Source organism: Roseateles flavus, assembly GCF_039872765.1.
Classification (GTDB): domain Bacteria; phylum Pseudomonadota; class Gammaproteobacteria; order Burkholderiales; family Burkholderiaceae_C; genus Roseateles_B; species Roseateles_B flavus.
In genome coordinates, this window is record NZ_JBDPZC010000009.1 from 94,320 (window position 1) to 118,597 (window position 24,278).

The 24,278-nt window shown below is 68.6% G+C and carries 25 protein-coding genes; 11 read left to right on the forward strand and 14 right to left on the reverse strand.

What is annotated here, in order from left to right:
- Positions 1–75: 75 nt before the first annotated feature.
- Positions 76–1,881: a glutamine--tRNA ligase/YqeY domain fusion protein gene (locus ABDJ40_RS18375; protein ID WP_347611813.1), complete on the forward strand. Its 1,806-nt coding sequence runs from the start codon at positions 76–78 to the stop codon at positions 1,879–1,881.
- A 150-nt stretch (positions 1,882–2,031) separates the two neighbouring features.
- Here the strand turns inward: ABDJ40_RS18375 and ABDJ40_RS18380 are convergent, their stop codons facing one another.
- The 7 genes from ABDJ40_RS18380 to ABDJ40_RS18410 all read right to left on the reverse strand — a co-directional run bounded on the left by ABDJ40_RS18380 (position 2,032) and on the right by ABDJ40_RS18410 (position 9,032).
- Complete coding sequence (locus ABDJ40_RS18380; protein ID WP_269633836.1) at positions 2,032–2,262, reverse strand: hypothetical protein; 231 nt, start codon at positions 2,260–2,262, stop codon at positions 2,032–2,034.
- Between the two features lie 200 nt (positions 2,263–2,462).
- A complete protein-coding gene (locus ABDJ40_RS18385; protein ID WP_347611815.1) occupies positions 2,463–4,739 on the reverse strand; it encodes a S9 family peptidase in 2,277 nt (758 codons plus the stop codon).
- Positions 4,740–4,842: 103 nt separating this feature from the next.
- Complete coding sequence (locus ABDJ40_RS18390; protein WP_347611923.1) at positions 4,843–5,769, reverse strand: tRNA dihydrouridine synthase; 927 nt, start codon at positions 5,767–5,769, stop codon at positions 4,843–4,845.
- Positions 5,770–5,783: 14 nt separating this feature from the next.
- Entirely contained in the window at positions 5,784–6,296 is a 513-nt protein-coding gene (locus tag ABDJ40_RS18395; RefSeq protein ID WP_347611816.1) for a YgjP-like metallopeptidase domain-containing protein, read from the reverse strand.
- Positions 6,297–6,426: 130 nt separating this feature from the next.
- The gene (locus ABDJ40_RS18400) at positions 6,427–7,524 is read right to left on the reverse strand and encodes a hypothetical protein (protein WP_347611818.1); all 1,098 of its coding nucleotides are present in this window, start codon (positions 7,522–7,524) and stop codon (positions 6,427–6,429) included.
- Positions 7,525–7,585: 61 nt separating this feature from the next.
- A complete protein-coding gene (locus ABDJ40_RS18405; RefSeq protein WP_347611819.1) occupies positions 7,586–8,512 on the reverse strand; it encodes a response regulator in 927 nt (308 codons plus the stop codon).
- Entirely contained in the window at positions 8,505–9,032 is a 528-nt protein-coding gene (locus ABDJ40_RS18410) for a hypothetical protein (protein ID WP_347611820.1), read from the reverse strand. The genes ABDJ40_RS18405 and ABDJ40_RS18410 overlap by 8 nt, the downstream gene beginning before the upstream one ends.
- A 103-nt stretch (positions 9,033–9,135) precedes the next feature.
- Here ABDJ40_RS18410 and ABDJ40_RS18415 point away from each other — a divergent pair, with 103 nt between their 5' ends.
- Both ABDJ40_RS18415 and ABDJ40_RS18420 read left to right on the forward strand, forming a co-directional pair.
- Positions 9,136–9,441, forward strand: coding sequence for a 2Fe-2S iron-sulfur cluster-binding protein (locus ABDJ40_RS18415; protein WP_347611821.1), 306 nt, complete (start codon positions 9,136–9,138; stop codon positions 9,439–9,441).
- Positions 9,442–9,621: 180 nt separating this feature from the next.
- A complete protein-coding gene (locus ABDJ40_RS18420) occupies positions 9,622–10,212 on the forward strand; it encodes a lysophospholipid acyltransferase family protein (RefSeq protein ID WP_347611822.1) in 591 nt (196 codons plus the stop codon).
- Between the two features lie 74 nt (positions 10,213–10,286).
- On the opposite strand, the gene minE is transcribed toward ABDJ40_RS18420, so the two are convergent.
- Genes minE through minC form a run of 3 tightly spaced genes read right to left on the reverse strand, consistent with a single transcriptional unit; the run spans position 10,287 to position 12,210 of the window.
- Positions 10,287–10,547: a cell division topological specificity factor MinE gene (minE, locus tag ABDJ40_RS18425; protein WP_183105219.1), complete on the reverse strand. Its 261-nt coding sequence runs from the start codon at positions 10,545–10,547 to the stop codon at positions 10,287–10,289.
- A gap of 12 nt (positions 10,548–10,559) precedes the next feature.
- The gene (gene minD / locus ABDJ40_RS18430; protein WP_183105220.1) at positions 10,560–11,375 is read right to left on the reverse strand and encodes a septum site-determining protein MinD; all 816 of its coding nucleotides are present in this window, start codon (positions 11,373–11,375) and stop codon (positions 10,560–10,562) included.
- Between the two features lie 55 nt (positions 11,376–11,430).
- Entirely contained in the window at positions 11,431–12,210 is a 780-nt protein-coding gene (gene minC / locus ABDJ40_RS18435; RefSeq protein ID WP_347611823.1) for a septum site-determining protein MinC, read from the reverse strand.
- Positions 12,211–13,385: 1,175 nt separating this feature from the next.
- Here minC and ABDJ40_RS18440 point away from each other — a divergent pair.
- From ABDJ40_RS18440 to ABDJ40_RS18460, 5 genes are all read left to right on the forward strand, one after another.
- Complete coding sequence (locus ABDJ40_RS18440; protein ID WP_347611824.1) at positions 13,386–13,571, forward strand: hypothetical protein; 186 nt, start codon at positions 13,386–13,388, stop codon at positions 13,569–13,571.
- An 85-nt stretch (positions 13,572–13,656) separates the two neighbouring features.
- Positions 13,657–15,702 (forward strand): methionine--tRNA ligase, encoded by a 2,046-nt coding sequence (metG, locus tag ABDJ40_RS18445; protein WP_347611825.1) that lies wholly within the window; start codon positions 13,657–13,659, stop codon positions 15,700–15,702.
- Positions 15,703–15,913: 211 nt separating this feature from the next.
- Positions 15,914–17,623: a SulP family inorganic anion transporter gene (locus ABDJ40_RS18450; RefSeq protein ID WP_347611826.1), complete on the forward strand. Its 1,710-nt coding sequence runs from the start codon at positions 15,914–15,916 to the stop codon at positions 17,621–17,623.
- A 66-nt stretch (positions 17,624–17,689) separates the two neighbouring features.
- Positions 17,690–17,893 (forward strand): DUF3460 family protein, encoded by a 204-nt coding sequence (locus ABDJ40_RS18455; protein ID WP_269633825.1) that lies wholly within the window; start codon positions 17,690–17,692, stop codon positions 17,891–17,893.
- 41 nt (positions 17,894–17,934) lie between these two features.
- Positions 17,935–18,804 carry a segregation and condensation protein A gene (locus ABDJ40_RS18460; RefSeq protein WP_430765657.1) on the forward strand — a complete coding sequence of 290 codons (870 nt, stop codon included), beginning with the start codon at positions 17,935–17,937 and terminating at the stop codon, positions 18,802–18,804.
- 64 nt (positions 18,805–18,868) lie between these two features.
- Here ABDJ40_RS18460 and ABDJ40_RS18465 read toward each other — a convergent pair whose 3' ends face one another.
- Both ABDJ40_RS18465 and ABDJ40_RS18470 read right to left on the reverse strand, forming a co-directional pair.
- Positions 18,869–19,609, reverse strand: a complete 741-nt coding sequence (locus ABDJ40_RS18465; RefSeq protein WP_347611827.1) for a response regulator — start codon at positions 19,607–19,609, stop codon at positions 18,869–18,871.
- Positions 19,610–19,756: 147 nt separating this feature from the next.
- Positions 19,757–20,386 (reverse strand): nucleotide-binding protein, encoded by a 630-nt coding sequence (locus ABDJ40_RS18470; protein WP_347611828.1) that lies wholly within the window; start codon positions 20,384–20,386, stop codon positions 19,757–19,759.
- Positions 20,387–20,493: 107 nt separating this feature from the next.
- Here ABDJ40_RS18470 and kefF point away from each other — a divergent pair, with 107 nt between their 5' ends.
- The 3 genes from kefF to ABDJ40_RS18485 are packed head-to-tail and all read left to right on the forward strand — an operon-like array spanning position 20,494 to position 23,420.
- The gene (kefF, locus tag ABDJ40_RS18475; protein ID WP_347611829.1) at positions 20,494–21,105 is read left to right on the forward strand and encodes a glutathione-regulated potassium-efflux system oxidoreductase KefF; all 612 of its coding nucleotides are present in this window, start codon (positions 20,494–20,496) and stop codon (positions 21,103–21,105) included.
- Complete coding sequence (kefC, locus tag ABDJ40_RS18480; protein ID WP_347611830.1) at positions 21,102–22,946, forward strand: glutathione-regulated potassium-efflux system protein KefC; 1,845 nt, start codon at positions 21,102–21,104, stop codon at positions 22,944–22,946. The genes kefF and kefC overlap by 4 nt, the downstream gene beginning before the upstream one ends.
- Positions 22,947–22,988: 42 nt before the next feature.
- Positions 22,989–23,420 carry a DUF1841 family protein gene (locus ABDJ40_RS18485; protein WP_347611831.1) on the forward strand — a complete coding sequence of 144 codons (432 nt, stop codon included), beginning with the start codon at positions 22,989–22,991 and terminating at the stop codon, positions 23,418–23,420.
- 66 nt (positions 23,421–23,486) lie between these two features.
- Here the strand turns inward: ABDJ40_RS18485 and ABDJ40_RS18490 are convergent, their stop codons facing one another.
- On the reverse strand, positions 23,487–23,888 hold the full coding sequence (locus ABDJ40_RS18490) for a hypothetical protein (RefSeq protein ID WP_183105231.1): 402 nt from the start codon (positions 23,886–23,888) through the stop codon (positions 23,487–23,489).
- Positions 23,889–23,904: 16 nt separating this feature from the next.
- On the reverse strand, positions 23,905–24,237 hold the full coding sequence (flgM, locus tag ABDJ40_RS18495; RefSeq protein WP_269633819.1) for a flagellar biosynthesis anti-sigma factor FlgM: 333 nt from the start codon (positions 24,235–24,237) through the stop codon (positions 23,905–23,907).
- Between the last annotated feature and the right edge of the window lie 41 nt (positions 24,238–24,278).

The window sequence follows — 24,278 nt, forward strand, 5'->3', positions numbered from 1 at the left end:
GCAGCACCGATAAAATCCGCCCCTTCCCATTCCAACGAGGGGGCCGCGGCACATCCGGCGGCTCCTGAAACGCCGATGTCCGAGCCCAAGAACGCCCCTGACGCCGAGGCCCTCAAGCCCAACAACTTCCTGCGAGCCATCATCGAGCGCGACCTGGAGCAGGGCTACGGCGCCGAGCGCCGCTTCGGCAGCGGCCCGGGTGACGCGCCCCACCATGCCGCCGGCCCGCTGGACCCCGCCCGCGTCCGCACCCGCTTTCCGCCCGAGCCCAACGGCTACCTGCACATCGGCCACGCCAAGAGCATCTGCCTGAACTTCGGCCTGGCGCGCGACTACGGCGGCGAATGCCACCTGCGCTTCGACGACACCAACCCGGAGAAGGAAGAGCAGGAGTACGTCGACGCCATCAAGGAGATGGTGGCCTGGCTGGGCTGGTCCTGGCAGGCCCCGGCCTCGCACGGCGAGCGCAGCAACCTCTACTACGCCAGCAACTACTTCGACTTCATGTACCGCGCCGCCGAGTACCTGGTCGAGCAGGGCCTGGCCTATGTGGACGAGCAGACGCCCGAGGAAATGCGCGCCAATCGCGGTGACTTCGGCACGCCCGGCACCAACAGCCCCTTCCGCGACCGCACGCCGGCCGAGAACCTGGCCCGCCTGCGCGAGATGCGCGATGGCGTCCATCCGGACGGCGCCATGGTGCTGCGCGCCAAGATCGACATGGCCTCGCCCAACATCAACATGCGCGACCCGGCCCTGTACCGCATCCGCCGCGCGACCCACCACAACACGGGCGACAAGTGGTGCATCTACCCGATGTACACCTTCGCGCACCCGATCGAGGACGCGCTGGAGCGCATCACCCACTCCATCTGCACCCTGGAGTTCGAGGACCAGCGCCCCTTCTACGACTGGCTGCTGGAGCACCTGGCCCAGGGCGGCCTGCTGGCGCGCCCCCTGCCCCATCAGTACGAGTTCGGTCGGCTGAACCTGAGCTACGTGGTCACCAGCAAGCGCAAGCTGCGCCAGCTGGTCGAGGAAGGCCATGTGAGCGGCTGGGACGACCCCCGCATGCCGACGCTCGTGGGCATGCGCCGCCGCGGCTACACGCCGGAGAGCATCCGCAACATGGTCGAGTCCACCGGCGTGACCAAGCAGAACGCCTGGATCGACTACAGCGTGCTGGACGGCTGCCTGCGTGCCGACCTCGAAGGCAAGGCCGCGCGCGCCATGGCCGTGATCGACCCCGTCAAGCTCAAGCTCACGAATTTCGCCGAGATCTTCGGCAGCCTCGAGCACCGCGAGCCCTGCAGCGCCCCGGCCCACCCGCACCTGCCCGAGCTGGGCCAGCGCGCATTCAGCCTGGGCCCCGAGCTGTGGATCGAGCGCGAGGACTTCATGGAGGTGCCGAGCAAGGGCTACCACCGCCTCTATCCCGGCAACAAGGCGCGCCTCAAGGCCGGCTATGTGGTCGAGTGCACGGGCTGCGAGAAGAACGAGGCCGGCGAGATCACCGCCGTGCTCGCCACCCTGGTGCCGGACACCAAGAGCGGCACGCCGGGCGCGGACGCCGTCAAGGTCAAGGGCGTGATCACCTGGGTGGCCGTGCACGAGGCCGTGCAGGCCGAGCTCCGCCTCTATGACCGCCTCTTCACCGAGGCCCAGCCGGACGCCGGCGGCCGCGACTTCCTGGAAGTCATCAACCCCGGCAGCAAGCGCGTGGTGACGGGCTACCTCGAACCCTCCCTGGCCGCGGCCGTGGCCGACACCAAGGTGCAGTTCGAGCGCCACGGCTACTTCGTGGCCGACCGCGTGGACCACCGCGCCGACACGCCGGTGTTCAACAAGATCACCGGCCTGCGCGACGGCTGGGGCAAGTGATCGACGAGGCCGCGGCCTCCCGCAATGACAAGACCGCCCGAGGGCGGTCTTTTTCATGGCGCCGACGAGGGCGCTGATCAGCGCACAGGCCGCCTTTGAAGGCAGGCGTTCAGGAACACCGGCTCAGCAGGGGCCGCACGGGTGCAGGCCTCAGCCACGGCTGGTGACCACCGGTGCGGCGTACTCATGCCCCACCACGGCCCGTGCGAAGAGGTAGTTCTCGCGTGCCCGCTCGCTCAGCGCATCCAGGCTCACTTCGCCCCGCGCATCGCAGGGAAAGGCCAGGGCCTTGCCGCTGTGGAACAGGGATTGGAACCTCAGCTCGAAGCTGCTTTCGAACGGCCCCGCCACGCGCGGAGCGGTGCTTTCCAGGATGTTCATGATCTTCTCCAACGACGCCCTCATCTTTGCTGTGGGCTTGATCCAAGACTAGGCCTCAATCGCGGGGGCCACCATGTGCAAAGGTCTCGATTCAACGTCGGATCCTCGAGATGGGTGGACTAGGAAATGCACTGACATGATTTATTCACGACAGGCAATCCACATGCCCATCCACCCCGGGTTCCGGCTCAGTGGTGGACTCAGGGACGCAGCTGCCGCTGGAAGAAATCCAGCTGCGTGCGCGCCAGGTGGTAGCGGGCCTTGCGGCCGGCCACGCCGTGGGCATGGCCCGGGTAGATGACGGTCTCGAACAGCTTGCCCTCGTTCTGCAGCGCCTGGATCATGCGCAGCGAGTTGTCGAAGAGCACGTTGTCGTCGGCGGTACCGTGGATGATCATCAGCGGCTTGCTCAGCAGGGCCGCGCGCGAGACCAGCTGGGCCTGCTGGTAGGCCGGCGCCTTGCCGCCCTCGGGCAGGCCGAGGTAGCGCTCGGTGTAGGCCGTGTCGTAGAGCGTCCAGTCGGTGGGCGAGGCGCCGGCGATGGCGGCGGCAAAGGGCGTGTCGGCGTCCAGCAGCGCCCGCAGGGCCAGGAAGCCGCCATAGGACCAGCCCATGAAGCCGATGCGGCCGGCGTCCACCGCCGGATACTGCTGCACCAGCTGGCGCACCGCGCCGAAGAGGTCTGCCACCTCGGTCTTGCCGAAGGCGTGGTCATGGGCGCGGGTGAAGTCACGGTCGCGGAAGGCCATGCCGCGGGTGTCCAGCATCAGCACGCCGAAGCCCTGCTGCTGGTAGAGCGCCAGGGTGGGCAGATCGCCCTGCCAGCGCCAGTTCACCGTGGCCGTGCCCGGGCCGCCATAGGCCCGCACCACGACGGGGTAGTTGCCGCTGAGGCTGGGCCGCGTGGGCGGCAGGAAGATGGCGTTGAGCGGGGTCTTGCCGTCGGCGGCCAGCAGCGCGGGGAACTGGGGCTGCAGCTTCGCGGCGAGGTCCAGCACCAGCGGATCGGGCCGGGCCTGCTCGATGAGGCGCGGTGCCGTCCTGCCGTCCAGCAGGAGCAGCTCGGTGCGCGGCGCCTGCTGCCAGGAGGACTGCGTGATCAGCAGCCGCGTGCAGGCGGCATCGCCGCGCGCATCGCGCCAGCGGCGGGCCTCGCCGGGCTGGAGCTGGCGGACCTGGCCCTTGAAGTCGGCCTGGAACAGCTCGCGGCCGCGGCCGCGCTCGGTGGCGCCGGCAAAGACCAGGTGCTGCTCGCCCAGGCACACCAGCTGGGCCACGGGTTCGGGCTGATGCGTGAGGGCCTGCACGGCACCACTGACGCGGTCGACCAGGTAGAGCTGGCGGCGCCCGCTGCGCTCGCTGCTCCACAGCAGGGCCGGCTTGCCCGAGCGCTTGAGCCCGGGCAGCTCGCGCAGGTCGTCATGCACCTCGACCCAGGCGGCATCGCGCTCGTCCAGCACCACATGGGGCTGGGCCTGGGCGTTGAACTCCAGCAGTTGCAGGCGCTTCTGGTCGCGCGTCAGCCACTGCAGCCAGGGACTGCCATCGGCGAACCAGCCGGCGCGGGCGATGTACTCGGCCTCGGCGGGCAGGGGCAGGCGCTGGGCCTCCGCCTTGCCGCTCAGGTCCAGCACGAGCGCCTGGACCTTGGCATTGGGGCTGCCGGCGGCCGGGTAGCGCTGCTCCACGAGGTGCGTGCCATCGCCACCGATCTGCGCGCGCCGGCGCAGGGGCACACCGGACTCGTCCACCTCGAGAGCCAGCAGCCGGGTGCCCTCGGGCGACCACCAGAAGCCGCGATGGCGGTGCAGTTCCTCTTCGGCGATGAACTCGGCCAGGCCGGTGGAACGCGTCTCGCTGCCCGTGTGGGTGAGACGGCGCGCGGGGCTGCCGTCCAGGCCCTGGATCCAGAGGTCGTTCTGCTTCACATAGGCCAGCTGCCGGCCTGCGGTATCGCATTGAGGATCGCGCTCGGGCTCCTGCTCGTCGTGGGTGAGACGGCGAACCTTGGGCGCGCCGCCCTGTGACTGCGCCAGCTCGACGCTGTAGAGGTCACCCGACAGGGGCAGGATCAGCTGGCGGTCGTCCTTGCCGCACCACTGGTAGCCGGTGATGCCTGCACCGCGCTGGCGGCGCCGCTCCAGGGCCATGCGCTCGGCCTCGGTCAGCACGGCCTCGCGCTGGCCGATGAGGTCGCTCGCGGCCACCAGGCGGCGGGCATCGCCGCCGGCCACGGGCGTGCCCCACAGCTCGTTGACATCGGGGTTCGCCTCGGAGGGCCGAAGATGAGTCAGCCACTGCCCGCCCGGCGAGAGCACGCCGCCCAGGCCGGCGCGGCCCATCAGGGGCGGGTCGCCGTGGATGCGCTCCAGCGTCAGCGCGGGATCCAGGGCCTCAGGCGCGGCCGCGGCCTGCGCTTGCGGCCAGGCTGCCAGCAGGGGCAGCAGGGAAAGGAGAAGGCGGGATTTTTGAAGCATGCGGGATGCTACGCGTTGCCTTCCCCTCGCGGGCTCCGGGCTTGCACCGGGAAACGGGCCTGTGTGACGGGCTTCGTGCGAGCCGCGCCCGCATCAGGCCTGCTCAGGCGGCCTGCGTGAAGTACGCCCGCTCCAGCTCGGCCGGCACGTTGATCGTGCGCACGCGCTGGTAGGCCTCGCCCGCCTCAGGGTAGTGGCGGCGCAGATAGTGCAGCCACTGCTTGAGCCGGCCGGCCTGGTGCTTGGGCTGCACATGCGCCTGGACCTCGCGCCAGAACTGCAGCATCAGGGGCTGCAGGGCGTTCCAGTCCAGCCCCTGCCCTGCGCCCATCCCGCGCACGGCCAGCGCCAGGCCCGGATTGGCCACCATGCCCCGGCCCAGCATCAGCGCGTCGCAGCCGGACTCCTGCAGGCAGCGCCGCGCATCCTCCACCGTCCACACCTCGCCATTGGCCACCACGCCCACCGCGGGGTCGAGCGCCTCGCGCACGTGGGCGATGCGGTCCCAGTAGGCAGGCGGCTTGTAGCCATCGGCCTTGGTGCGGGCATGGATCACCAGCTCCTCGGCGCCCGACTCGGCCATGGCCAGCGCGCACTCCAGGGTGCGCGACTGGTCCATGAAGCCCAGGCGCATCTTGGCCGACAGCGGCATGTCCGCCGGGATGGCGCGCCGCACGGCACCCACGATCTCGGCGATCAGCTCGGGCTCGTCCAGCAGCACGGCCCCCCCGCGATGGCGGTTGACGCACTTGGCGGGGCAGCCGAAGTTGAGGTCGATGCCGGCAGGGTTCAACTCGGCCAGACGCGCGGCGTTCTCGGCCATGCAGGTCGGGTCCGAGCCCAGCAGCTGTGCGCGCACCGGCACCCCCGCCGGCGTGCGACCGCCCTGCAGCAACTCGGGCACGATGCGGGTGAACACGCGCCGGGGCAGCAGCATGTCGGTGATGCGGATGAACTCGCTGACGCAGCGGTCGATGCCGCCCACGCGGGTCAGCACGTCGCGCAGCATGTGGTCCAGCAGGCCTTCCATGGGCGCGAGCAGGATCACGAGACGGCCTCCGTCGCGGTCACCGTCGGCAGCTCGCGCCAGGTGAGGTACAGGCGCAGATCCAGCTCCAGCTGGCCGTAGCGCGGCTCCATGTGCTGGCACAGCTGGTAGAAGGCCTTGTTGTGCTCCAGCTCCTTGAGGTGGGCCAGCTCGTGCACCACGATCATCTTCAGGAAGTCGGCCGGCGCCTCGCGGAAGAGGCTGGCGATGCGGATCTCTCGCCGGCTCTTGAGCTGGCTGCCCTGCACGCGCGTGCTGCGGGTGTGCGTGCCCAGGGCGTGCTGGATCACCTTGAGCTTGCTGTCATAGCAGACCTTGTCCAGCGGCGCGGCATTGCGCAGGTGGCGCTGCTTGAGCGCCTGCGTGTAGTCGAACAGGGCGCGGTCGCTCTGCACCGTGTGCGGCTCGGCGTAGCGGGCGGTCAGGTAGTCGCCCAGGCGGCCGGCGTCGATCATCTGCCGGACCTGGTCCTGCAGGGCTGCCGGATAGCCGGCCAGGTACTTGAGCATGGTCAGGAACTGCGACGGGAGGAATCCGGGCCGGGCCCGGACGCAAGGAAACCCGCGATTGTCCCTCAGCCGGCAAGGCAAGACCTGGCCCCACGGTGAGGCAAGACCCGGCCCTGCAGTCCGGGGACGCTCAGCGCCCGCCCGGCGTCTTGCCCACGAACTCCATGGCGGCGGCGGCGGCCTCGGCCTCCAGGCGCGCTTCCTCGTTCTTCTGGGCTTCCTTGAGGTAGTGCTCCTCGATGAACTCCTTCTCGACCTGGTTGCGCTTGAGCGCGTCCTGCAGGTCGTCGATCTTGCCGCGCAGCTGCTCCAGTTCGCGCTCCAGGCGCTCGCGGATCTCGTCCACCGCCTGCGCGTCGGCGTGCTCGGGCGGGTTGGCCGCCAGCGCAGCCAGCTCGGCCCGCAGCTTCTGGATGGTGCGTTCGGCCTCGGCCAGCTGCTCGCGCAGCATCAGGGCCTCGCGCTCCAGCAGCTTCATCATCTCGGGCGCCTGGTTGTTCGGGGCCGAGGACTTGGGCGCCAGGGCCATTTCCTCCAGCTCCTTCTGCAGCTTGGCACTCACACGCTCGGCCTTCTCGGCCCGGGTCTCGGCCAGGTACTGGCGGTCCTGGGCCTGCTGCAGCTGGGAGCGCACGCCGTCCAGCTGCTGGCGCAGCACCTGCAGCTCGGGGCCGCCGCCGGCAGAGCCGCCACCGCCGCCGCGGTGCCGCGAGGCGCTGAGCTGCTTGAGCGCATCGTCCAGGCGCTCCCGCGTCAGGCCCAGCTCCACCTGCATGCGGCGGCGCTGTGCCACCAGGCGGTCCACCTCGTTGCGATGGCTGCGGCGCAGCTGCTCCATCAGCTCGCTGCTCATCTCATGGGCGGCATCGGGCCAGCGCACCTCGGGCTCATCGCCGGCCTCGGCCTCCTCGTCTTGCCCGCCATAGGCGTCGAGCAGGCCGCGCACCAGCTTCATCAGCTCGTCCAACTGGCCCAGCTCCGCGCTGCCAAGGCCACCTCCGCCCCCCACGCCGCCGCGCTCGGCAATGCGGATGAGCTCATGGGCGGCGATCTTCATCTCGCGCCCGGCGTCGCGGGTCTCGCGCAGGGCGTTGACGATGTGGATGTGGTTGCTCTGCTCGTAGCGCGTCATGCGCCAGTAAGTGCCAATGGTGATCACCATCACCGCGGCATTGGCCACGAAGACGGCAACCACCGCGAGGCTGTCGAGCGAAAACTCCAGCGCCATGATCAGAGCGACCTGTTCCTGTTGCGGCGCGAAGGCGCGCCCAAGGGACTTATCGGCAGCATCAGCAGCGAATGAATGCCAATCTTCCCTCGCCGTAGCCTGGGACGGCGATCCGGTAGTCGCTGCGCCCGTGGTTGCGCAACAGCAGGCCCTGCAGCTTGTCGAAGGGCTTGGGCGTGAGGTTGACGATGCGCAGCGCCGGCGCGCCACCGCTCTCCCCGCGCGCCAGGATGCCCGCGGCCGAGCGCAGGAAGTGGTCGGCGAACTGCATCATCTCCGGCGTGGGCCTGGCCGCCTGCATGGCCTGGCGCACCGGCGGCGGCTGCAGGCGCGCGCCGCCGCCGCCCAGGATGCAGCAGGCGTTGACGTCGAGGATGCCCAGCGCGAAGGGTGTCTTCTGCCCGTCCAGCGCATACATGGCCAGGTCGTGCGGCAGCTTCAGGTCGTCCAGGCTCTGGCCCGGCGCCTCGACCAGGCGGAAGGGAATCTGCCCCAGCTGCAGCTTGACCAGGGCATGCAGCGCCCCCTCGGAGCTCAGGGCTGGCGGCGCAAGGGGCGGCGGCGGTGGCGGGGGCGGCGCCTTCAGCTGCTCGACGCGCGCGGCCAGCGCCTTCTGCACCTCCTGCAGCAGCTCCTCGTCCTTGAAGGGCTTGTTGATCACGAAGACCGCACCGTTGCTGCGCGCCTGGTCGAGGTGGCGCTCGGCCGTCTCGGTGGTCACGAAGCCCACCTTGACCATGCCGCCGCCCAGCTGGCGCAGCGTCTGCAGCATCTCGATGCCGCTGACGACGGGCATGTGCCAGTCAGAGATCACCAGGTCAGGCGGATGGGCGGTGACCATGCGCAGCGCCTGCTCGCCGTTGCCGGCCGTCTCGACCACCATCGGGCCCAGGCCGGCGTTCTGCAGTACGCGGGTGATGATGGCCTGGATGGCGCGGCTGTCGTCCACGACCAGCACGCGCAGGGGTGTGGGGTTCGAATCAACCATGGCGCGGATCCTTGGTGGAAGGGGGCGCAGGCGATGCGATGTCGACATCACGGGCACTTGCGAAATAGGCCACGACGATGTGCCGGGGGCCCAGCGTGGCCGCCAGCGTCAGGGCCGGCATGCGACGGCGGCTGAGGGCCTCGAAGGCCTCGATGCGGGCGCGGCGCGGCAGGCCCATCTCCAGCTGGTGGCTGTCGTCCAGGGCCTTCACCAGGCAGCTGCCGAAGATGTTGCAGAGCTCGGCATTGGCGTCATCCAGCTCCTCCTGGCCCAGCTCGTCCAGCGGCATGCCGAACATGGAGACGCCCAGCTGCTGGGCATCCTCGTCGCTCAGGGCCAGCAGTACGCGGCCGGCCTCGCGCCCGTCGGCACTCAGCACCGGCAGCTGGAAGCAGGCGGCCTCGGGGTCGAGCTCGGGCATGCCGTCCAGGCTGCGGAAGGCGCAGTGCTCCCCCGCCAGCGAGAACCAGGCGCTGGCCAGGGTCGACTCCAGTTCGGGATGAGGGCGCGCTGCGTCCATGTGGATGCAGTGTGTGCCCCGTCGCAGGCAGATGCCAGCCACTGGCGCCCGCCGCCCGTCTCGCATTTCACGAAAGCCGGGGGCTCGCTGGCATCATGTGCCGATGTCACCACAGTCCTACCGCATCCGCTTCCAGCCCGGCGAGCCCGGGGACTGCTTCGAGGCGCCCGCCGAGCTCACCGTGCTGCGCGCCAGCCTGCGCGAGGGCGGCGGCCTGCTGAGCTCCTGCCGCGCTGGCACCTGCCGGGCCTGCATGCGGCGCCTCGTCTCGGGGCAGATCGAGTACCTCGTCGAATGGCCCGGGCTCAGCGCCGAGGAGAAGGCGGAGGGCTGGTTCCTGCCCTGCGTGGCCCGGCCCTGCTCGGACCTGGTGATCGAGGCCCTGCCCGGGACCGATGCGGGCGGCTGAGGCCGCCCGCATCGGTCCAGGCATCCACAGCGCCTGTGGACAAGTCCGTGCACGGCCTCTGCAGCAATGCGGCAAGTGCTTGTTTCTTCACGGACTTTGTTGTCCTGCTCTAAAAACAGGCAGGGATCCCGGAGCGGCAGACGAGATAATCGACGGTTTGTCAGCCCAGGCCCCGTCCGCATGCACCGCACGATCTTCACCACGCCCGTCGTCAACACCTTGCTGCGGGCCTTCTCGGTGGGTTTCCTGCGCCTGACGGGCTGGAAGCTGGACGGCGCCCTGCCGGCCGGCCAGGACAAATGCGTGCTGATCGCCGCCCCGCACACCAGCAACTGGGACCTGCCCTACACGCTCATGGTGGCCTTCGCACTGCGCCTGAACATCTACTGGATGGGCAAGGCGCAGATCTTCCGCTTCCCTTTCGGGCCCGTGATGCGCTGGCTGGGCGGCATTGCCGTGCAACGCGACAAGAGCAACAACCTCGTCGCCGCCTCGGCCGAGGCCATCAAGGCCGCCGACGGCCCGCTGCAGCTGGTCGTGCCACCCGAGGGCACGCGCAGCAAGACGCGCTACTGGAAGACCGGCTTCTACTGGATCGCCGTCACCGCCGAGGTGCCCATCGTGATGGCCTACATGGACTACAGCCGCAAGCTCAGCGGCCTGGGCCCGGTCTTCGTGCCCACCGGCGACATCGAGGCAGACATGGTCAAGATCAAGGCCTTCTACGCCCCCTTCAAGGGCAAGAACGCCTCCCAGTTCGACCACGCCTGAGTCGCCGAAGCCAGGCAGCAAAAAGGGCCAGCCCGCAAGGACTGGCCCTTCGCATTTGCGAGGCCGGTGAAGGCTCAGCGACCCGGCTCGGGCAGCTCGATCTTGACCTCCAGCACCTCCAGGTTGTCCTGGCGCTCCATGTGGACCTTGATGTCGTCCGGGTTGATGGAGACGTACTTGGAGATCACCGCCACCAGCTCCTTCTGCAGCTGGGGCAGGTAGTCGGGGCTGGCGCTGCGGCCATTGCGCTCGTGCGCGAGGATCAGCTGCAGGCGCTCCTTGGCGACGCTGGCCGTGCTCTTCTTCTCACCAATGAAAAACGAGAGGAATCCCATTGTGGCCGCCCCTCACTTGCCGCCGAACAGGCGCTTGAAGAAGCCCGGCTTGACCGCCTCGATGAAGCGCATGGGCTTGTCCTCGCCCAGGAAGCGGCCCACCACGTCGGCATAGGCCTCGGCCACGTCGGTGCCCTTCATGTGGATGGCGGGCAGGCCCTGGTTGGAGGCCTGCAGCACGATCTCGCTCTCCGGGATCACGCCGATCAGCGGGGTGCGCAGGATCTCGTGGATGTCTTCCAGCGAGAGCATCTGGCCGCCTTCGACGCGGTTGGGGTTGTAGCGCGTGATCAGCAGGTGCTCCTTGACGGGCTCCTTGCCTTCGATGGCGCGCTTGGTCTTGCTGTTGAGCATGCCCAGGATGCGGTCGGAGTCGCGCACCGAGGAGACCTCGGGGTTGGTCACCACCAGGGCCTCGTCGGCATAGTGCATGGCCATCAGCGCGCCCGTCTCGATGCCGGCCGGCGAGTCGCAGACGATGTAGTCGAACTCCATGGCCTTGAGCTCTTCCAGCACGCGCTCCACGCCTTCCTGGCTGAGGGCGTCCTTGTCACGGGTCTGGGAGGCGGCCAGGATGTAGAGCTTGTCCAGCTGCTTGTCCTTGATGAGGGCCTGGGTCAGCTTGATCTCGTCGTTGATGACGTTGATCAGGTCGTAGACCACGCGGCGCTCGCACCCCATGATCAGGTCCAGGTTGCGCAGGCCCACGTCGAAGTCGATCACCGCGGTCTTGTAGCCGCGCATGGCGAGGCCTGTTGCAAAGCTGGCACTGGTCGTGGTCTTGCCCACGCCCCCCTTGCCCGAGGTCACCACGACGATCTTGGTCATCGATTGCCTTCCTTCTTCAAAAATGCGTTGTTCGGCCGTCCGGACTTCGGGCGGCTCAGAGTTTCAAGGCTTCCATCACCAGCTTCTCGCCCTCCAGCCGGACCTGCGCCGGCTTGCCCAGCACCTCGGCGGGCAGAGGGTTCTCGGTGGTGCGGTAGATGCCGGCAATGGCGATCAGCTCAGCCTCCAGGCTGGCAGCAAAGATGCGGGCTTCGGTATTGCCACGGGCCCCGGCAATCGCCTTGCCACGCAGGGGCGCGTAGACATGGATGTTGCCGTCGGCGATGACCTCGGCGCCATGGTTCACCAGCGCCATCACCACCAGGTCGGCGCCCTTGGCATAGACCTGCTGGCCGGAGCGCAGCGGCTTGTCGACGATGACGGTGCGGCTGGGCTCGGCCGGCGCGGCAGGCACGGGCACCTCACGCTCGACGATCACCTCGCGCACGACCTCCTTGACCACGGTCTCCACCCGCGGCGCCTCGGCACGCTGGGCAGGGACATCGGCCTCGGCCAGGCCGGCGGCCTGCGCGGCAGCCAGCTGCTCGACCGTGGCGCCGCTGACGGCCACCGCCTGCATGCGGAAGCGCCGCAGCAGGGCCACCAGGGCGGGGAAGTCCAGCTGGACGGCGGCGGACTCCAGGCTCAGCTGGCCGTCGTCGGCCGCCTGGGGCGGGGCGGGCAGCTGGCTGAGGTCGAGCACCACCGGATCCTGGCTGAAGACCTCGGGCGTGTCGCCCAGGCGCTCCTGCAGGGCCTGGGCCAGCTGCTGCAGGTCCGGGCTGCGCAGCACGAGGCTGAAGGCGGCGATGGACGCGCTGCGGAGCTCGAACACCTCGGCGGCGGGCGAGTCCCTGCCTTGAGCGGATCGTCCCGGCCGGTCTGGCGACTGCTGTGCGGATTGCTGCGAAACGGTTCCCTGCCCCATGAATACGGCCATTGGCTGCAAATCGCGCGATTTTAGCCGCCAGTTCGGGTCCGCCCCTCGGCGTTCCCCCGCATGCCAGGGCGCGAGCACCTGCCCCCGGCGCCATGCCGAGCCTGCTCAAATCTTGAGCAGCACAAGACATCTGCAATGACATCAAGGACTTAGCGCGGCTTTCTCCAGCGGACTCACAAATTTATCCACAGCCGCTGGGGATGTCTGCCCAGTCCACGGCGCCATCTGCGGCGGCCCGCAAGGCCACCGGGCGGCCTGCCAGCGTCATGCATGTCCCCCATTTGGAGCACACGCCGGGCCTTGATCTGCACACACGCAGGCTGCGGCGGGCTTGACTTATCCCCACTGTCCCAAGGCGGCGTTCCAGAAAGAAACAAGACACCGCCATCGGCAGGGCAGAGGCCGCGCCTGCTCCAAAGTGCGTGCAAGTCATTGATTCATATGACCGTCATCGAAGTGCAAAAATTTGAGGCAACCCAGCTCCGCCGTCGATGAATCAAGCATTTAGGACTCGGGGACCCAGCTTCTCCACAAACTTATCCACAGCATCGGTGGACAGCTTTCATTAGTCCTGTTTAATCAATGACTTGGACACCATCCCTCCAAGATACTTGAGCTCAATGCGCCAAGTTCTGTGACCAGCCCCGCCGGCGCAGGGGCTCAAAGAACCCCGCCGTTCGGCGCCACGGCTGCCGCCAATTGACACAACGCTCGAAGCGCCGTCGGGCTTATCCCCAATGGCGGGCATCTGGTCTTGTGCGCGAGCGCGCCGCAGCGGCCACTCCAGAGCATTCGCAAGCCATTGATCCATATGGATTTTTTTGACTCCCCGGGCGAGTGCAGGCCGAACGCCGGCTTGGCCGGCGGCATTCACGGCTTCTTTTCCCGCCTTTTTCCCACAAACTTATCCACAAGCCTGGACCTCATTTTTCCCTGTGCTGGCAAGCGCTTGCGCGCGCAAGCTGAAGCGGCTTGGCACATGGCCCGGAGGCCCGCATGGCCCTGTCGGGCGGCGAGGCGCTACAGTCGAGTCTGACGGTGACTTGCCGTCGCGACCGAAGGACCGGACCTTGGCAACTCCAAATTACTCCTACGAAAAACGCCAGCGCGAGTTGGCCAAGAAGCGCAAGGCCGAAGAAAAAGCCGCTGAAAAGAAGGCCCGCAAGGCCCAGGGCCGCAGCGACGAGCCCTCGCACGGCGACGACGCCGACCCGGCCAGTCCCGAGGCCGGCCAGGCACCGTCCCAGGAGGCCTGAGCCAGGCGCCGGCAATCCGGCGCCCAGGCCCTAAAATCCCGCCTCTTGCGTGGCCCCTTTGCGCCGCGCAGCTACCCTGCACGCCATGACTCGCAAGCTCTTCGTCACCACTGCCCTGCCCTACGCCAATGCGAACTTCCACATTGGCCACATCATGGAGTACACCCAGGCCGACATCTGGGTCCGCTTCCAGCGCATGATGGGCCAGGAGGTGCATTTCGTCTGTGCCGACGATGCCCATGGCGCGCCGATCATGATCGCCGCCGAGAAGGCCGGCAAGACGCCGCAGGACTTCGTGGCCGGCATCGCCGCAGGCCGCAAGCAGTACCTGGACGGCTTCCACATCAGCTTCGACAACTGGCACTCGACCGACGGCACCGAGAACCACGAGCTCTCCCAGTCCATCTACAAGGCCCTGCGCGCCAAGGACCTGATCGCGGTGAAGACCATCGAGCAGTTCTTCGACCCGCAGAAGGCCATGTTCCTGCCGGACCGCTTCATCAAGGGCGAGTGCCCCAAGTGCGGCGCCAAGGACCAGTACGGCGATTCCTGCGAGGTCTGCGGCGCCGTCTACACGCCCACCGAGCTGAAGAATCCCTTCTCCGTGCTGACCGGCGCCACGCCGGTGATGAAGAGCTCGGACCACTACTTCTTCAAGCTCTCGGACCCGCGCTGCGTGGAGTTCCTCGAGCAGTGGACGCAGACCCCCGGCCGCCTGCAGACCGAGGTGCTCAACAAGATCCGCGAGTGGTTCGCCAAGGACGAGAACGGCAACGGCGGCCTGGGTGACTGGGACATCAGCCGCGACGCGCCCTACTTCGGCATCGAGATCCCCGATGCGCCGGGCAAGTACTTCTACGTCTGGCTGGACGCCCCCATCGGCTACCTGGCCTCGCTGAAGAACTACTTCGGCAAGCTGGGCCGGGACTTCGACGCCTTCATGGCCGACGAGGCGGTGGAGCAGATCCACTTCATCGGCAAGGACATCACCTATTTCCACACCCTGTTCTGGCCGGCCATGCTGCACTTCAGCGGCCGCAAGACGCCCAACCACGTGCACGTGCACGGCTTCCTGACCGTCAACGGCGGCGAGAAGATGAGCAAGAGCCGCGGCACCGGCCTGGACCCGCTCAAGTACCTGAGCTTGGGGCTGAACGCCGAGTGGCTGCGCTACTACCTGGCCGCCAAGCTCAACAGCAAGGTGGAGGACCTGGACTTCAATCCCGAGGACTTCGTCGCCCGCGTCAACTCCGACCTCGTTGGCAAGTACATCAACATCGCCTCGCGCGCGGCCGGCTTCCTGGCCAAGCGCTTCGATGGCCACCTCTCGGCCGACGTGGGCGTGGAGGGCCGCGCCCTGCTGGACGGCCTGCGCGCGCATGCCGGCACCATCGCCGAGCTCTACGAGACCCGCGAGTTCGGCAAGGCCCTGCGCGAGATCATGATGCTGGCCGATCGCGTCAACGAGTACGTGGACCAGAACAAGCCCTGGGAGCTGGCCAAGCAGGAGGGCCAGGACCAGGTGCTGCAGGACGTCTGCAGCGTCTGCATCGAGGCCTTCCGCCTGCTGTCCATCTACCTGAAGCCGGTGCTGCCGGCCCTGGTGGCCAAGGTCGAGACCTTCCTGAAGGTCGAGCCCATGCAGTTTGCGGACGCCCAGCGCGCCCTCGGCGCCCACCAGATCGGCAACTACGAGCACCTGATGCAGCGCGTCGACCCCAAGCTGCTGGAGGCCCTGTTCGAGCCGCCTGCCGCACCGAAGGTCGTGCCCGGCGGTGAAGACCTGGCCCCCGAGATCAAGATCGACGACTTCAGCAAGGTCGACCTGCGCATCGCGAAGATCGTCAAGGCGGAGCTGGTCGAGGGCTCGGACAAGCTGCTGCGACTGACCCTGGACGCCGGCGAAGGCCGCCTGCGCAATGTCTTCAGCGGCATCCGCAGCGCCTACAAGCCCGAGGACCTCGAAGGCAAGCTGACCGTCATGGTGGCCAACCTGGCCCCGCGCAAGATGAAGTTCGGCGTGAGCGAGGGCATGGTGCTGGCCGCCAGCCATGCCGATGAGAAGGCGAATCCCGGCATCTTCGTGCTGGAGCCCTTCCCCGGCGCACAACCGGGCATGCGGGTGCGCTGAGCCCGCGGGCCTCGCCGCAAAAGGGCTGCTTCGGCAGCCCTTTTTGCTGGCCGCGCAGGGCGGCCCCACAATCGGGGCGTGGACCCCCAACGCATCCGCCTGCTGCGATTGGCCGCGCCGAGCCGGCGCCGGCGCTTCATCGCGCGACTGCATCACTGCGGTCCGCCTCTGGCCATGAACAAGCCCCCCTCCCGCCACCACCGGAGCGTTCATGTCCCTGCCTCACCTGCATCCCTTTCGCCCGCGCCTGCTGGAGAGCCTGCGCGGCTATGAACGCCAGCGCCTGGTCCGCGATGTCGGCGCCGGGCTCACCGTGGGCATCGTCGCCCTGCCGCTGGCACTGGCCTTCGCCATCGCCTCGGGCGTCAAACCGGAACAGGGGCTGGTCACGGCCATCGTCGCGGGCTTCCTGATTTCGCTGCTGGGCGGCTCCAGCGTGCAGATCGGAGGGCCGGCCGGTGCCTTCATCGTCATCGTCTACGGCATCGTGCAGCGCTACGGGGTGCACAACCTGCTGATCGCCACCATGCTGGGCGGCCTGATGATGCTGGCGCTGGGCGCCCTGCGCCTGGGAGTGCTGGTGCGCTACATCCCCGTGTCCATCGTGATCGGCTTCACCAACGGCATCGCGGTGCTGGTGGCCCTCTCGCAGCTGAAGGACTTCCTGGGCTTGCAGATCCCGCGCATGCCAGCCGACTTCTTTGCCCAGTTGCAGGCCCTGTGGACCCATCGCTCCAGCCTCAACCCCTACGCACCGCTGGTGGGCGCGAGCTGCAGCCTGCTGGTGTTGATCTGGCCCAAGAGCTACACGATGGCGTCGCATGCACGCAGCCCCCGCGAACGCCTGCACCGCCTGGCCGCCCATGTGCCCGGCACCCTGGTGGCGCTGGTGCTCGCAACGCTGGCGACGAGCCTGCTGCAGCTGCCCCTGGACACCATCGGCAGCCGCTTCGGCGGCATTCCGCAGACCCTGCCCCGGCCGGAGTGGCCCGGCTTCAGCTTCGAGGAGGCCAAGCAGCTGCTGATCCCCGCGCTGACCATCGCGCTGCTGGGCTCGATCGAGTCCCTGCTCTGCGCCCGCGTGGCCGACCGGCTCAGCGGCGAGCGCCGCCACGACCCCAACCAGGAGCTGATGGCCCAGGGCATCGCCAATATGGTCGCCCCCCTGTTCGGCGGCATCCCGGCCACAGGCACCATTGCCCGCACCGTCACCAATGTGAAGGCGGGGGCCAGCAGCCCCGTCGCGGGCATGGTGCATGCGTTGAGCCTGCTGGTCGTGGTGCTGGTCGCGGCGCCGCTGGCCGCGCAGGTGCCGCTGGCAGCACTGGCCGGCCTGCTGCTGGTCGTGGCCTGGAACATGGGCGAGTGGCATGAATTCGCTCGCCTGCGCCATTTCAAGCTGCCCTACCGCGCCACCCTGCTGGGCACCTTCCTGCTGACGGTGATCTTCGACCTCACGGTGGCGGTGGAGGCCGGCCTGATGCTGGCCTGCGGCTTCTTCATCTATCGCATGAGCGAGCTGTTCAGCGTCTCGGAGGCGCCACCAGGCACGGCGCTGCCGCCGGGTGTGCACCTGCTGCGGGTCTATGGCTCGCTGTTCTTCGGCGCGGTGGCCAAGGTCGAGGCCCTGGCCGAGCGCCTGCCGCCCGACGCCCGCGTGCTGGCCCTGGACATGCACCTGCTGGTCTCCATGGACAGCACCGGCCTGGATGCCCTGGTCCAGCTGCAGCAGAGCCTGGAGCGCCAGGGCCGGCGACTGGTGCTGCTGGGCCTCAATGCGCAGCCGGCCTCCCTGGTCGAGCGCGGAGGCCTGGGAGCGCTGCTGGGCGAGCAGGGACTGTTGCCGGACCTGGCCACGCTGCAGGCGACTTTCTTCGAAGCCGTGCCGCAGGCCACGCCTGCGCCGCCCCGGGACGGCTAAAATGCCGGTTTCCCGCCAGGGCGCCCGCAGCGGCAGCCCTGCATCAACCTTCATTGCCCAAGCGCCATGCCTTTGTTCTGGAAGCCCTACAAGTCCGAAGTCACCCAGTTCATCGACGAGCTGAAGGCCAAGAAGCCGACGCTGGAACAGGAGCAGCGCGACGGCCGCGCCCTGCTGTGGGACAAGCCTGTGGACCGCGCCGCCCAGGCCGACTACCGCGCTGCCCGCGTGGCCCAGCAGGCCTACGTCTACCAGACCAAGTCCCACTGAAGCGCGCCGCCGTTCACCTGCGCTGACCGGCGAGCCTTCTCTTGAGCGGCCCCAGCACCCCGCCCGATCCCGTCGAGCTGCCCGAGCCGCTCACGGAAGCCGAGCCCAGCCCCGTGCTGCAGACCGTGGACGGCGTCGCCGTGGCCCGCCTGTACGGCGAGCCGCTCTTTGCCCTGCCCCAGGACCTCTACATCCCGCCCGATGCGCTGGAGGTCTTCCTGGAGGCCTTTGAAGGGCCGCTGGACCTGCTGCTGTACCTGATCCGGCGCCAGAACTTCAACATCCTGGACATCCCGCTGGCGGATGTCACCCGGCAGTACCTCAGCTACGTCGACCAGATCCGCAAGCAGAACCTTGAGCTGGCCAGCGAGTACCTGCTGATGGCGGCCATGCTCATCGAGATCAAGTCCCGCATGCTGCTGCCGCCCAAGAAGACGGATGACGGCGGCGAGCCCGAGGATCCGCGGGCCGAGCTGGTGCGGCGCCTGCTGGAGTACGAGCAGATGAAGCTGGCCGCCGCACGGCTGGACGCCCTGCCCGTGATCGGCCGCGATTTCCTGCGCGCCCAGGTCCACATCGAGCAGTCCTTGACGCCGCGCTTCCCGGACGTGGAGCTGGTCGACCTGCGTGAGGCCTGGCTGGGCCTGCTCAAGAAGGCGCAGCTGAAGCAGCACCACAAGATCAGCCGCGAGGAGCTCTCGGTGCGCGAGCACATGAGCATGGTGCTGCGCCGCCTGCAGGGCCAGCGCTTCGTCGAATTCGAGCATCTCTTCGATACCAGCCGCGGTCCCCAGGTCCTGGTGGTGACCTTCATCGCCATGCTGGAGCTGGCCCGCGAACGCCTGCTGGAGATCACCCAGGCCGAGGCCTTCGCCCCCATCTACGTGCGCCTGGCCTACGAGCCGAGCTGACCCGCCCCCCTGAATGACAAAGCCCGCCAGGAGGCGGGCTTTCTTCATGGCGCAGCGGTGGCGCTCAGTGCGCCGGCTGGCGGAAGGTGCTGAAGCTCTGCTCCGGCGTGCGCTGCACCATCTGGCTGACGGCCAGCACGGCTTGGGTGCGCGAGTTGACACCCAGGGCCTTGAGCACCGCGGCCACATGGTCCTTGACCGTTTCCACCGAGACACCCAGCTCGCGGGCGATGATCTTGTTGGGCTTGCCCTGCAGCAGCAGGGCCAGCACATCGGTCTGGCGCGGGGTCAGGGAGAGGTTCTCCAGTCCGGCCTGCATCTGGTACTCGGAGGCCGTGGCCAGCTGGGAGATCTGCTGCAGGCGGGCCGCCTGGCTGTTGACCTCGGGGGCGGCCGGCGCGGGGGCCTCGGTGCCCAGGCTCATCGGCGGAACGTAGATGCCGCCCGACATCACCAGGCGCAGGGCCTGGGACAGCACCTCGGTGCTGCTGCGCTTGGGGACGAAGCCCATGGCGCCCATGTCGATGGAGCGGATGACGTCGCTGGCGCGGTCTGAGGCCGAGATCACCACCACGGGCAGGGCCGGGTAGACGGAACGGAACTCCTCCAGCACGTCGAAGCCGCTGGCATCGCCCAGCTGCAGGTCCAGCAGGACCAGGTCGAAATCGTCCTCGTCCTTGAGGCGCTGGCGTGCGGCGGCGGCGGTCTCCACCCCGACCATTTCCACGCCTTCGTCCAGGCCCGAGATCACCGTCTGCAGGGCCGAAAGAATCAGGGGATGGTCGTCAATGAGCAGCACCTTCATGCCGGTCTCCTCGCTAGTTCTGTATCAACGCACCCCGCGTGTCGGGGCGTCGAATCATAGTGGCGGGACCTGGGCGAGGGCATACCCCTTCCGGGTGGGCGATTCGCAGACTGGGTTCGCCATTCGTATCATCAATATGAATGACGATCATGGTTTGAGCCACCCGCACAGGGCTTGCCATTGCAGCAAATCCTTCTCCACCTGACCGGGCGAAATGTCCCAAAGGCTGAGACCGCGGGCCGCCAGCTGCACATAGTGCTGGGTGTCGCGCAGCTCGCCCAGCCAGTCCAGGCCCTCGCCGAAGCTGAGACGGAACTGCTGCAACTGCTGCTGGGACAGCGTCCCCTGCCGCACGCGCATGCCCAGCAGCCCCAGCCGCGGCCGATGGCGCTGCTCGGCGGCCAGCTCCTTCAGGCGCAGCACGAAGGCATGGCAGGCCTGCATGTCGAAGAGGCTGGGCTGCAGAGGGACGAGGATGCGGTCGGCCAGCCCATGCAGCCGCGCCAGGCGCTTGCCGTGCAGGCCCGCCGGCGTGTCCAGCACCACGTGGCTGACGCCCTTGGGCACGCGGGCCACCTGCCTGTCATCGATGTCCAGGGGCCGGATGGGCGGCAGCTGCGGCGGCCGCTGGGCCAGCCACTGCCGGCTGGACTGCTGGACGTCGGCGTCGCCCAGGGCCACCGCATGGCCCTGCCAGGCAAGAAAGCCGGCGATGTTGGTGGCGAGGGTGCTCTTGCCGGCCCCGCCCTTGGGGTTGGCAACCAGGATCACGGGCATGGCATCTCCCTTGACGGCGCTGCTGGGGATGTTAGCGGCGACTTTCCGGCCACGGCAATGCTGGCAAGGCCGGAAGTCGTGGCCAGCAGACGCTGCTACCCTTCGCCATGGCTGAAATCCTGTGTCTTTGCGCCCATCCGGACCGCGCCCATTCCCGTGTCAGCGCCCGCCTGATGGACGCGCTGGCCACCACGCCCTTCCCTCCGGGCAAGCTGGCGCTGCGGGACCTCTACCGCCTCTATCCCGACTACGCCATCGACATCGAGGCCGAACAGCAGGCTCTCGCGCAGGCCCGGCTCGTCATCTGGCTGCATCCGATCCACTGGTACGGCATGCCGGCCCTGATGAAGCTGTGGCTGGACGAGGTCTTCAGCTATGGCTGGGCCTACGGGCCGGGCGGCCATGCGCTGCAGGGCAAGGACCTGTGGCTGCTGCTGTCCACGGGCGGCGCCGAGGCGGCCTACAGCCCCCAGGGCCACCATCGCCACGCCTTCCAGGACTTCCTGCTGCCCTACGAACAGACGGCGCGCCTGTGCGGCCTGCGCCTGCTGCCACCCCAGGTGCTGCACGGCGCCCATCGGGCCGACGACGAGACCATTGCCCAGCATGTGCGCGAGGCCGTGCAGCACCTGCTGAGCTATCCCCACTGGTGCGGCTCCCAACGGGCCGAGCAGGAAGAGCTGCCGGCGGGAGAACGCCCGGTGGAGGCGAAGGCATGAGCGCGCCCTCGCACGACCTGCTGCACCTGCCGCTCGTCTTCCTGGGGGCCGCCGTGCTGGCCGTGCCCCTGGCACGCTGGGCACGGCTGGGCTCCATCCTGGGCTATCTGGTCGCCGGGGTGCTGATCGGGCCGCAAGTGCTGGGCCTGGTGTCTGCACCCGAGACCATCCTGGAGGTGGCCGAGATCGGCGTGGTGCTGATGATGTTCCTGGTCGGCCTGGAGCTGGAACCGCGGCGACTGTGGCAGCTGCGCCGGCCCATCTTCGGCTGGGGCTCGGTGCAGCTGTTGGGATCGACGGCCCTGCTGATGGCCCTGGCCCTTCTGTGCGGCCTGCCCTGGCGCCTGGCCCTGGTGGGCAGCCTGGGCCTGGCCATGTCATCCACCGCGGTGGCCATGGCCGTGCTGGGCGAGCGCAACCTGGGTGGCACGGCCGCCGGCCAGAGCATCCTCAGCGTGGCGCTGCTGCAGGACATCGCCGCCATCCCCATCCTGGCCCTGGTGCCGGCTCTCGCGGGGGCGGATGGCAGCGGCTCGGAGGGCCACTGGCAGGCGCTGAAGGCCCTGGGCGCCATTGCCGTGCTCATCCTGGGCGGGCGGCTGGCCCTCAGGCCAGCGCTGCGCTGGATCGCCGGCAGCGCTACGCCCGAGATCTTCACCGCCGCCGCCCTGCTCCTGGTGCTGGCCACGGCGGCGCTGATGCAGGCCGTGGGGCTGTCGATGGCGCTGGGCGCCTTCCTGGCGGGCGTGCTGCTGGCCGAAAGCGAATACCGGCACGAGCTGGAGACCGATCTGGAGCCCTTCAAGGGCCTGCTCCTGGGCCTCTTCTTCATCGCCGTGGGCATGGGCCTGGACCTGCAGGTGCTGCTGCTGCAGCCCGGGCTGGTCGCGGTCCTGCTGGCCGGCCTGCTGCTGCTCAAGGGTGTCCTGCTGCTGGGCATGGGCCGGGCCATGGGACTGCCCCTGCTGGAGCGGCCGGTCTTCGTGATCCTGCTGGCACAGGGCGGCGAGTTCGGCTTCGTGGTCTTCCAGCTGGGCCAGCAGGCAGGGCTGCTGAGCGACGCCCAGGCCTCGGCCCTGGTGGCCGCAGTGGCCCTGTCCCTGGGCTGCACGCCGGCCCTGCTGGCGGCGGCCGACCGCTGGCTGCATCCCCGCCTGGCCCGGCGCGGCGGGCCGGCCATGGAAGAGCTGAAGGAGCCGCAGCAGGCGCCGGTGATCATCGCGGGCTTTGGCCGCTATGGGCAGATCGTCGGCCGTCTGCTCTACGCCAACGGGCATGAGGCCACGGTGCTGGAGCACGACGCCCACACCGTCGAAGGCCTGCGGCGCTTCGACTGGCGCGTCTTCTACGGCGACGCCACCCGCCTGGACCTGCTCCGCACGGCCGGCGCGGAGACCGCCGCCATCCTGGTGATCGCGGTGGACGACGTGGCGCAGAGCCTGGCCATCGCCGAGCTGGCCCGCGAGCACTTTCCGCAGCTGCAGATCGTGGCCCGGGCCCGCAATGTCCAGCATTTCTACCGCCTGCAGGAGCTGGGGGTCCAGCACGTCGAACGCGAGACCTTTGAATCCGCGCTGCTCAGCGGTCGCAGCGTGCTGGAGCTGCTGGGCGTGGAGCCCGCCATGGCGCGCCGCCAGGCCTGGCGCTTCCGGCAGCACAACGCGGCCCAGCTGCGCCTGATGGCCCGGCACCGCGAGGACGAGGACCAGCTCATCGCCATGGTCAAGCAGGGCCGCCAGCAGCTGGAGACCCTGATGGCCCAGGAGCGCGAGGCCCGGGCGCAGGTGCGCCATCGCCAGGGCTGGAACCCCGGGGAGGCCGAGGACGCCCGGCCGGATTGACCCATCGCGGCAGGGCGGCGGCCTTGCGGCGACAATGCGGGCATGTTTGCCCCGTCCCAGATCGAAGTCCGCCGGTTCTTCTGCAGCACCTACGCCAAGTGGCGGGACCGCCTGCCCCTGACGCCCATGGAGACCCTGGCGGCGCAGTGGATCGAGCAGCACCCCGAGTACCACGCCGAGCTGGCGGACGAAGAGCAGGCCGTCCAGGCCGTCTACAGCGTCGAGGAGGGCCGCACCAATCCCTTCCTGCACCTGTCCATGCACCTGAGCATCAGCGAGCAGCACTCCATCGACCAGCCGCGTGGCGTGCGCCAGGCCCTGGACCTGCTGACCGCGCGCCGGCAGTCCCTGCACGAGGCCCAGCATGTGGCCATGGACTGCCTGGGCACCATGATCTGGGAGTCGCAGCGCAGCGGGCGGCCGCCGGATGGCCACGCCTACCTCGAGGCGCTGCGGCACAAGGCCACGCAGTAGGCCTGCCAGGCGGCCTTAAAAGCAAAAAAGCCACGCGTTGCGTGGCTTCTTTCGTCAGGGGCCGGCTCAGGCCTGGATGGATCCGCCCAGGCTGCTCTTGCGCTCGTTCTTGCCGCTGGCGCCATAGACGCCACCCGGCTCGGGCGGGATCAGCACGTCGATGGCGCGATCCAGGGCCGCATTCGCACGGTTGAGGGACTCGCGCTGCGCTGCCACGCGGCCACCGGCCTGGACGAGGCGGTTGCGCAGCTGGGGCGGCACCTTGCCGTTGCGAGCGGCTTCCATGAAGCTGTTCATGGCATGGGCCAAGGCCTGGTGCAGGGCCGCGGCATGGGTCTCGATGGCCTGGCTGTCACGGCGCACCAGCGCTTCGCCCAGCAGGTTCAGGCAGTTCTCGACTTCGATCAGCGGCCGCTCCAGATCCTGGCTCAGCGCTTCGGTGTTCTCGGTGGGCGGCAAGGTTTGCATGAGGAGACCCGTCCCTTCAGTGGGCACCAACGCGGCCGACCATTTCCCGGGCATTGGCGATCAGCTTGTCGGCAATGGCATCGGCATTGATGCTGAACTTGCCCTCGCTGATGGCCTGGGAGATGCGCTGCACCTTCTCGGCGTCGAAGCTGCCATCGTCAGGCACACCCTGCAACATAGTGCTTGCGGTGCTGGACAGCGCGATCTTGGCACTGGCTTCCGGGGCATTTTTCACGCTGCCTGCCTCGGAAGCACCCTTGCTGCGGCCGGCTTCCGCCGTCGCCGGACGCTCAACGCCCTGGCCGAGGCCAGTGGCGGCGAGCTTGTCAGCGTTTTGACCGATTTTCATGATGTTCTCCAAGGACTGAGCTTGAAACCGCCCAGCCTGTT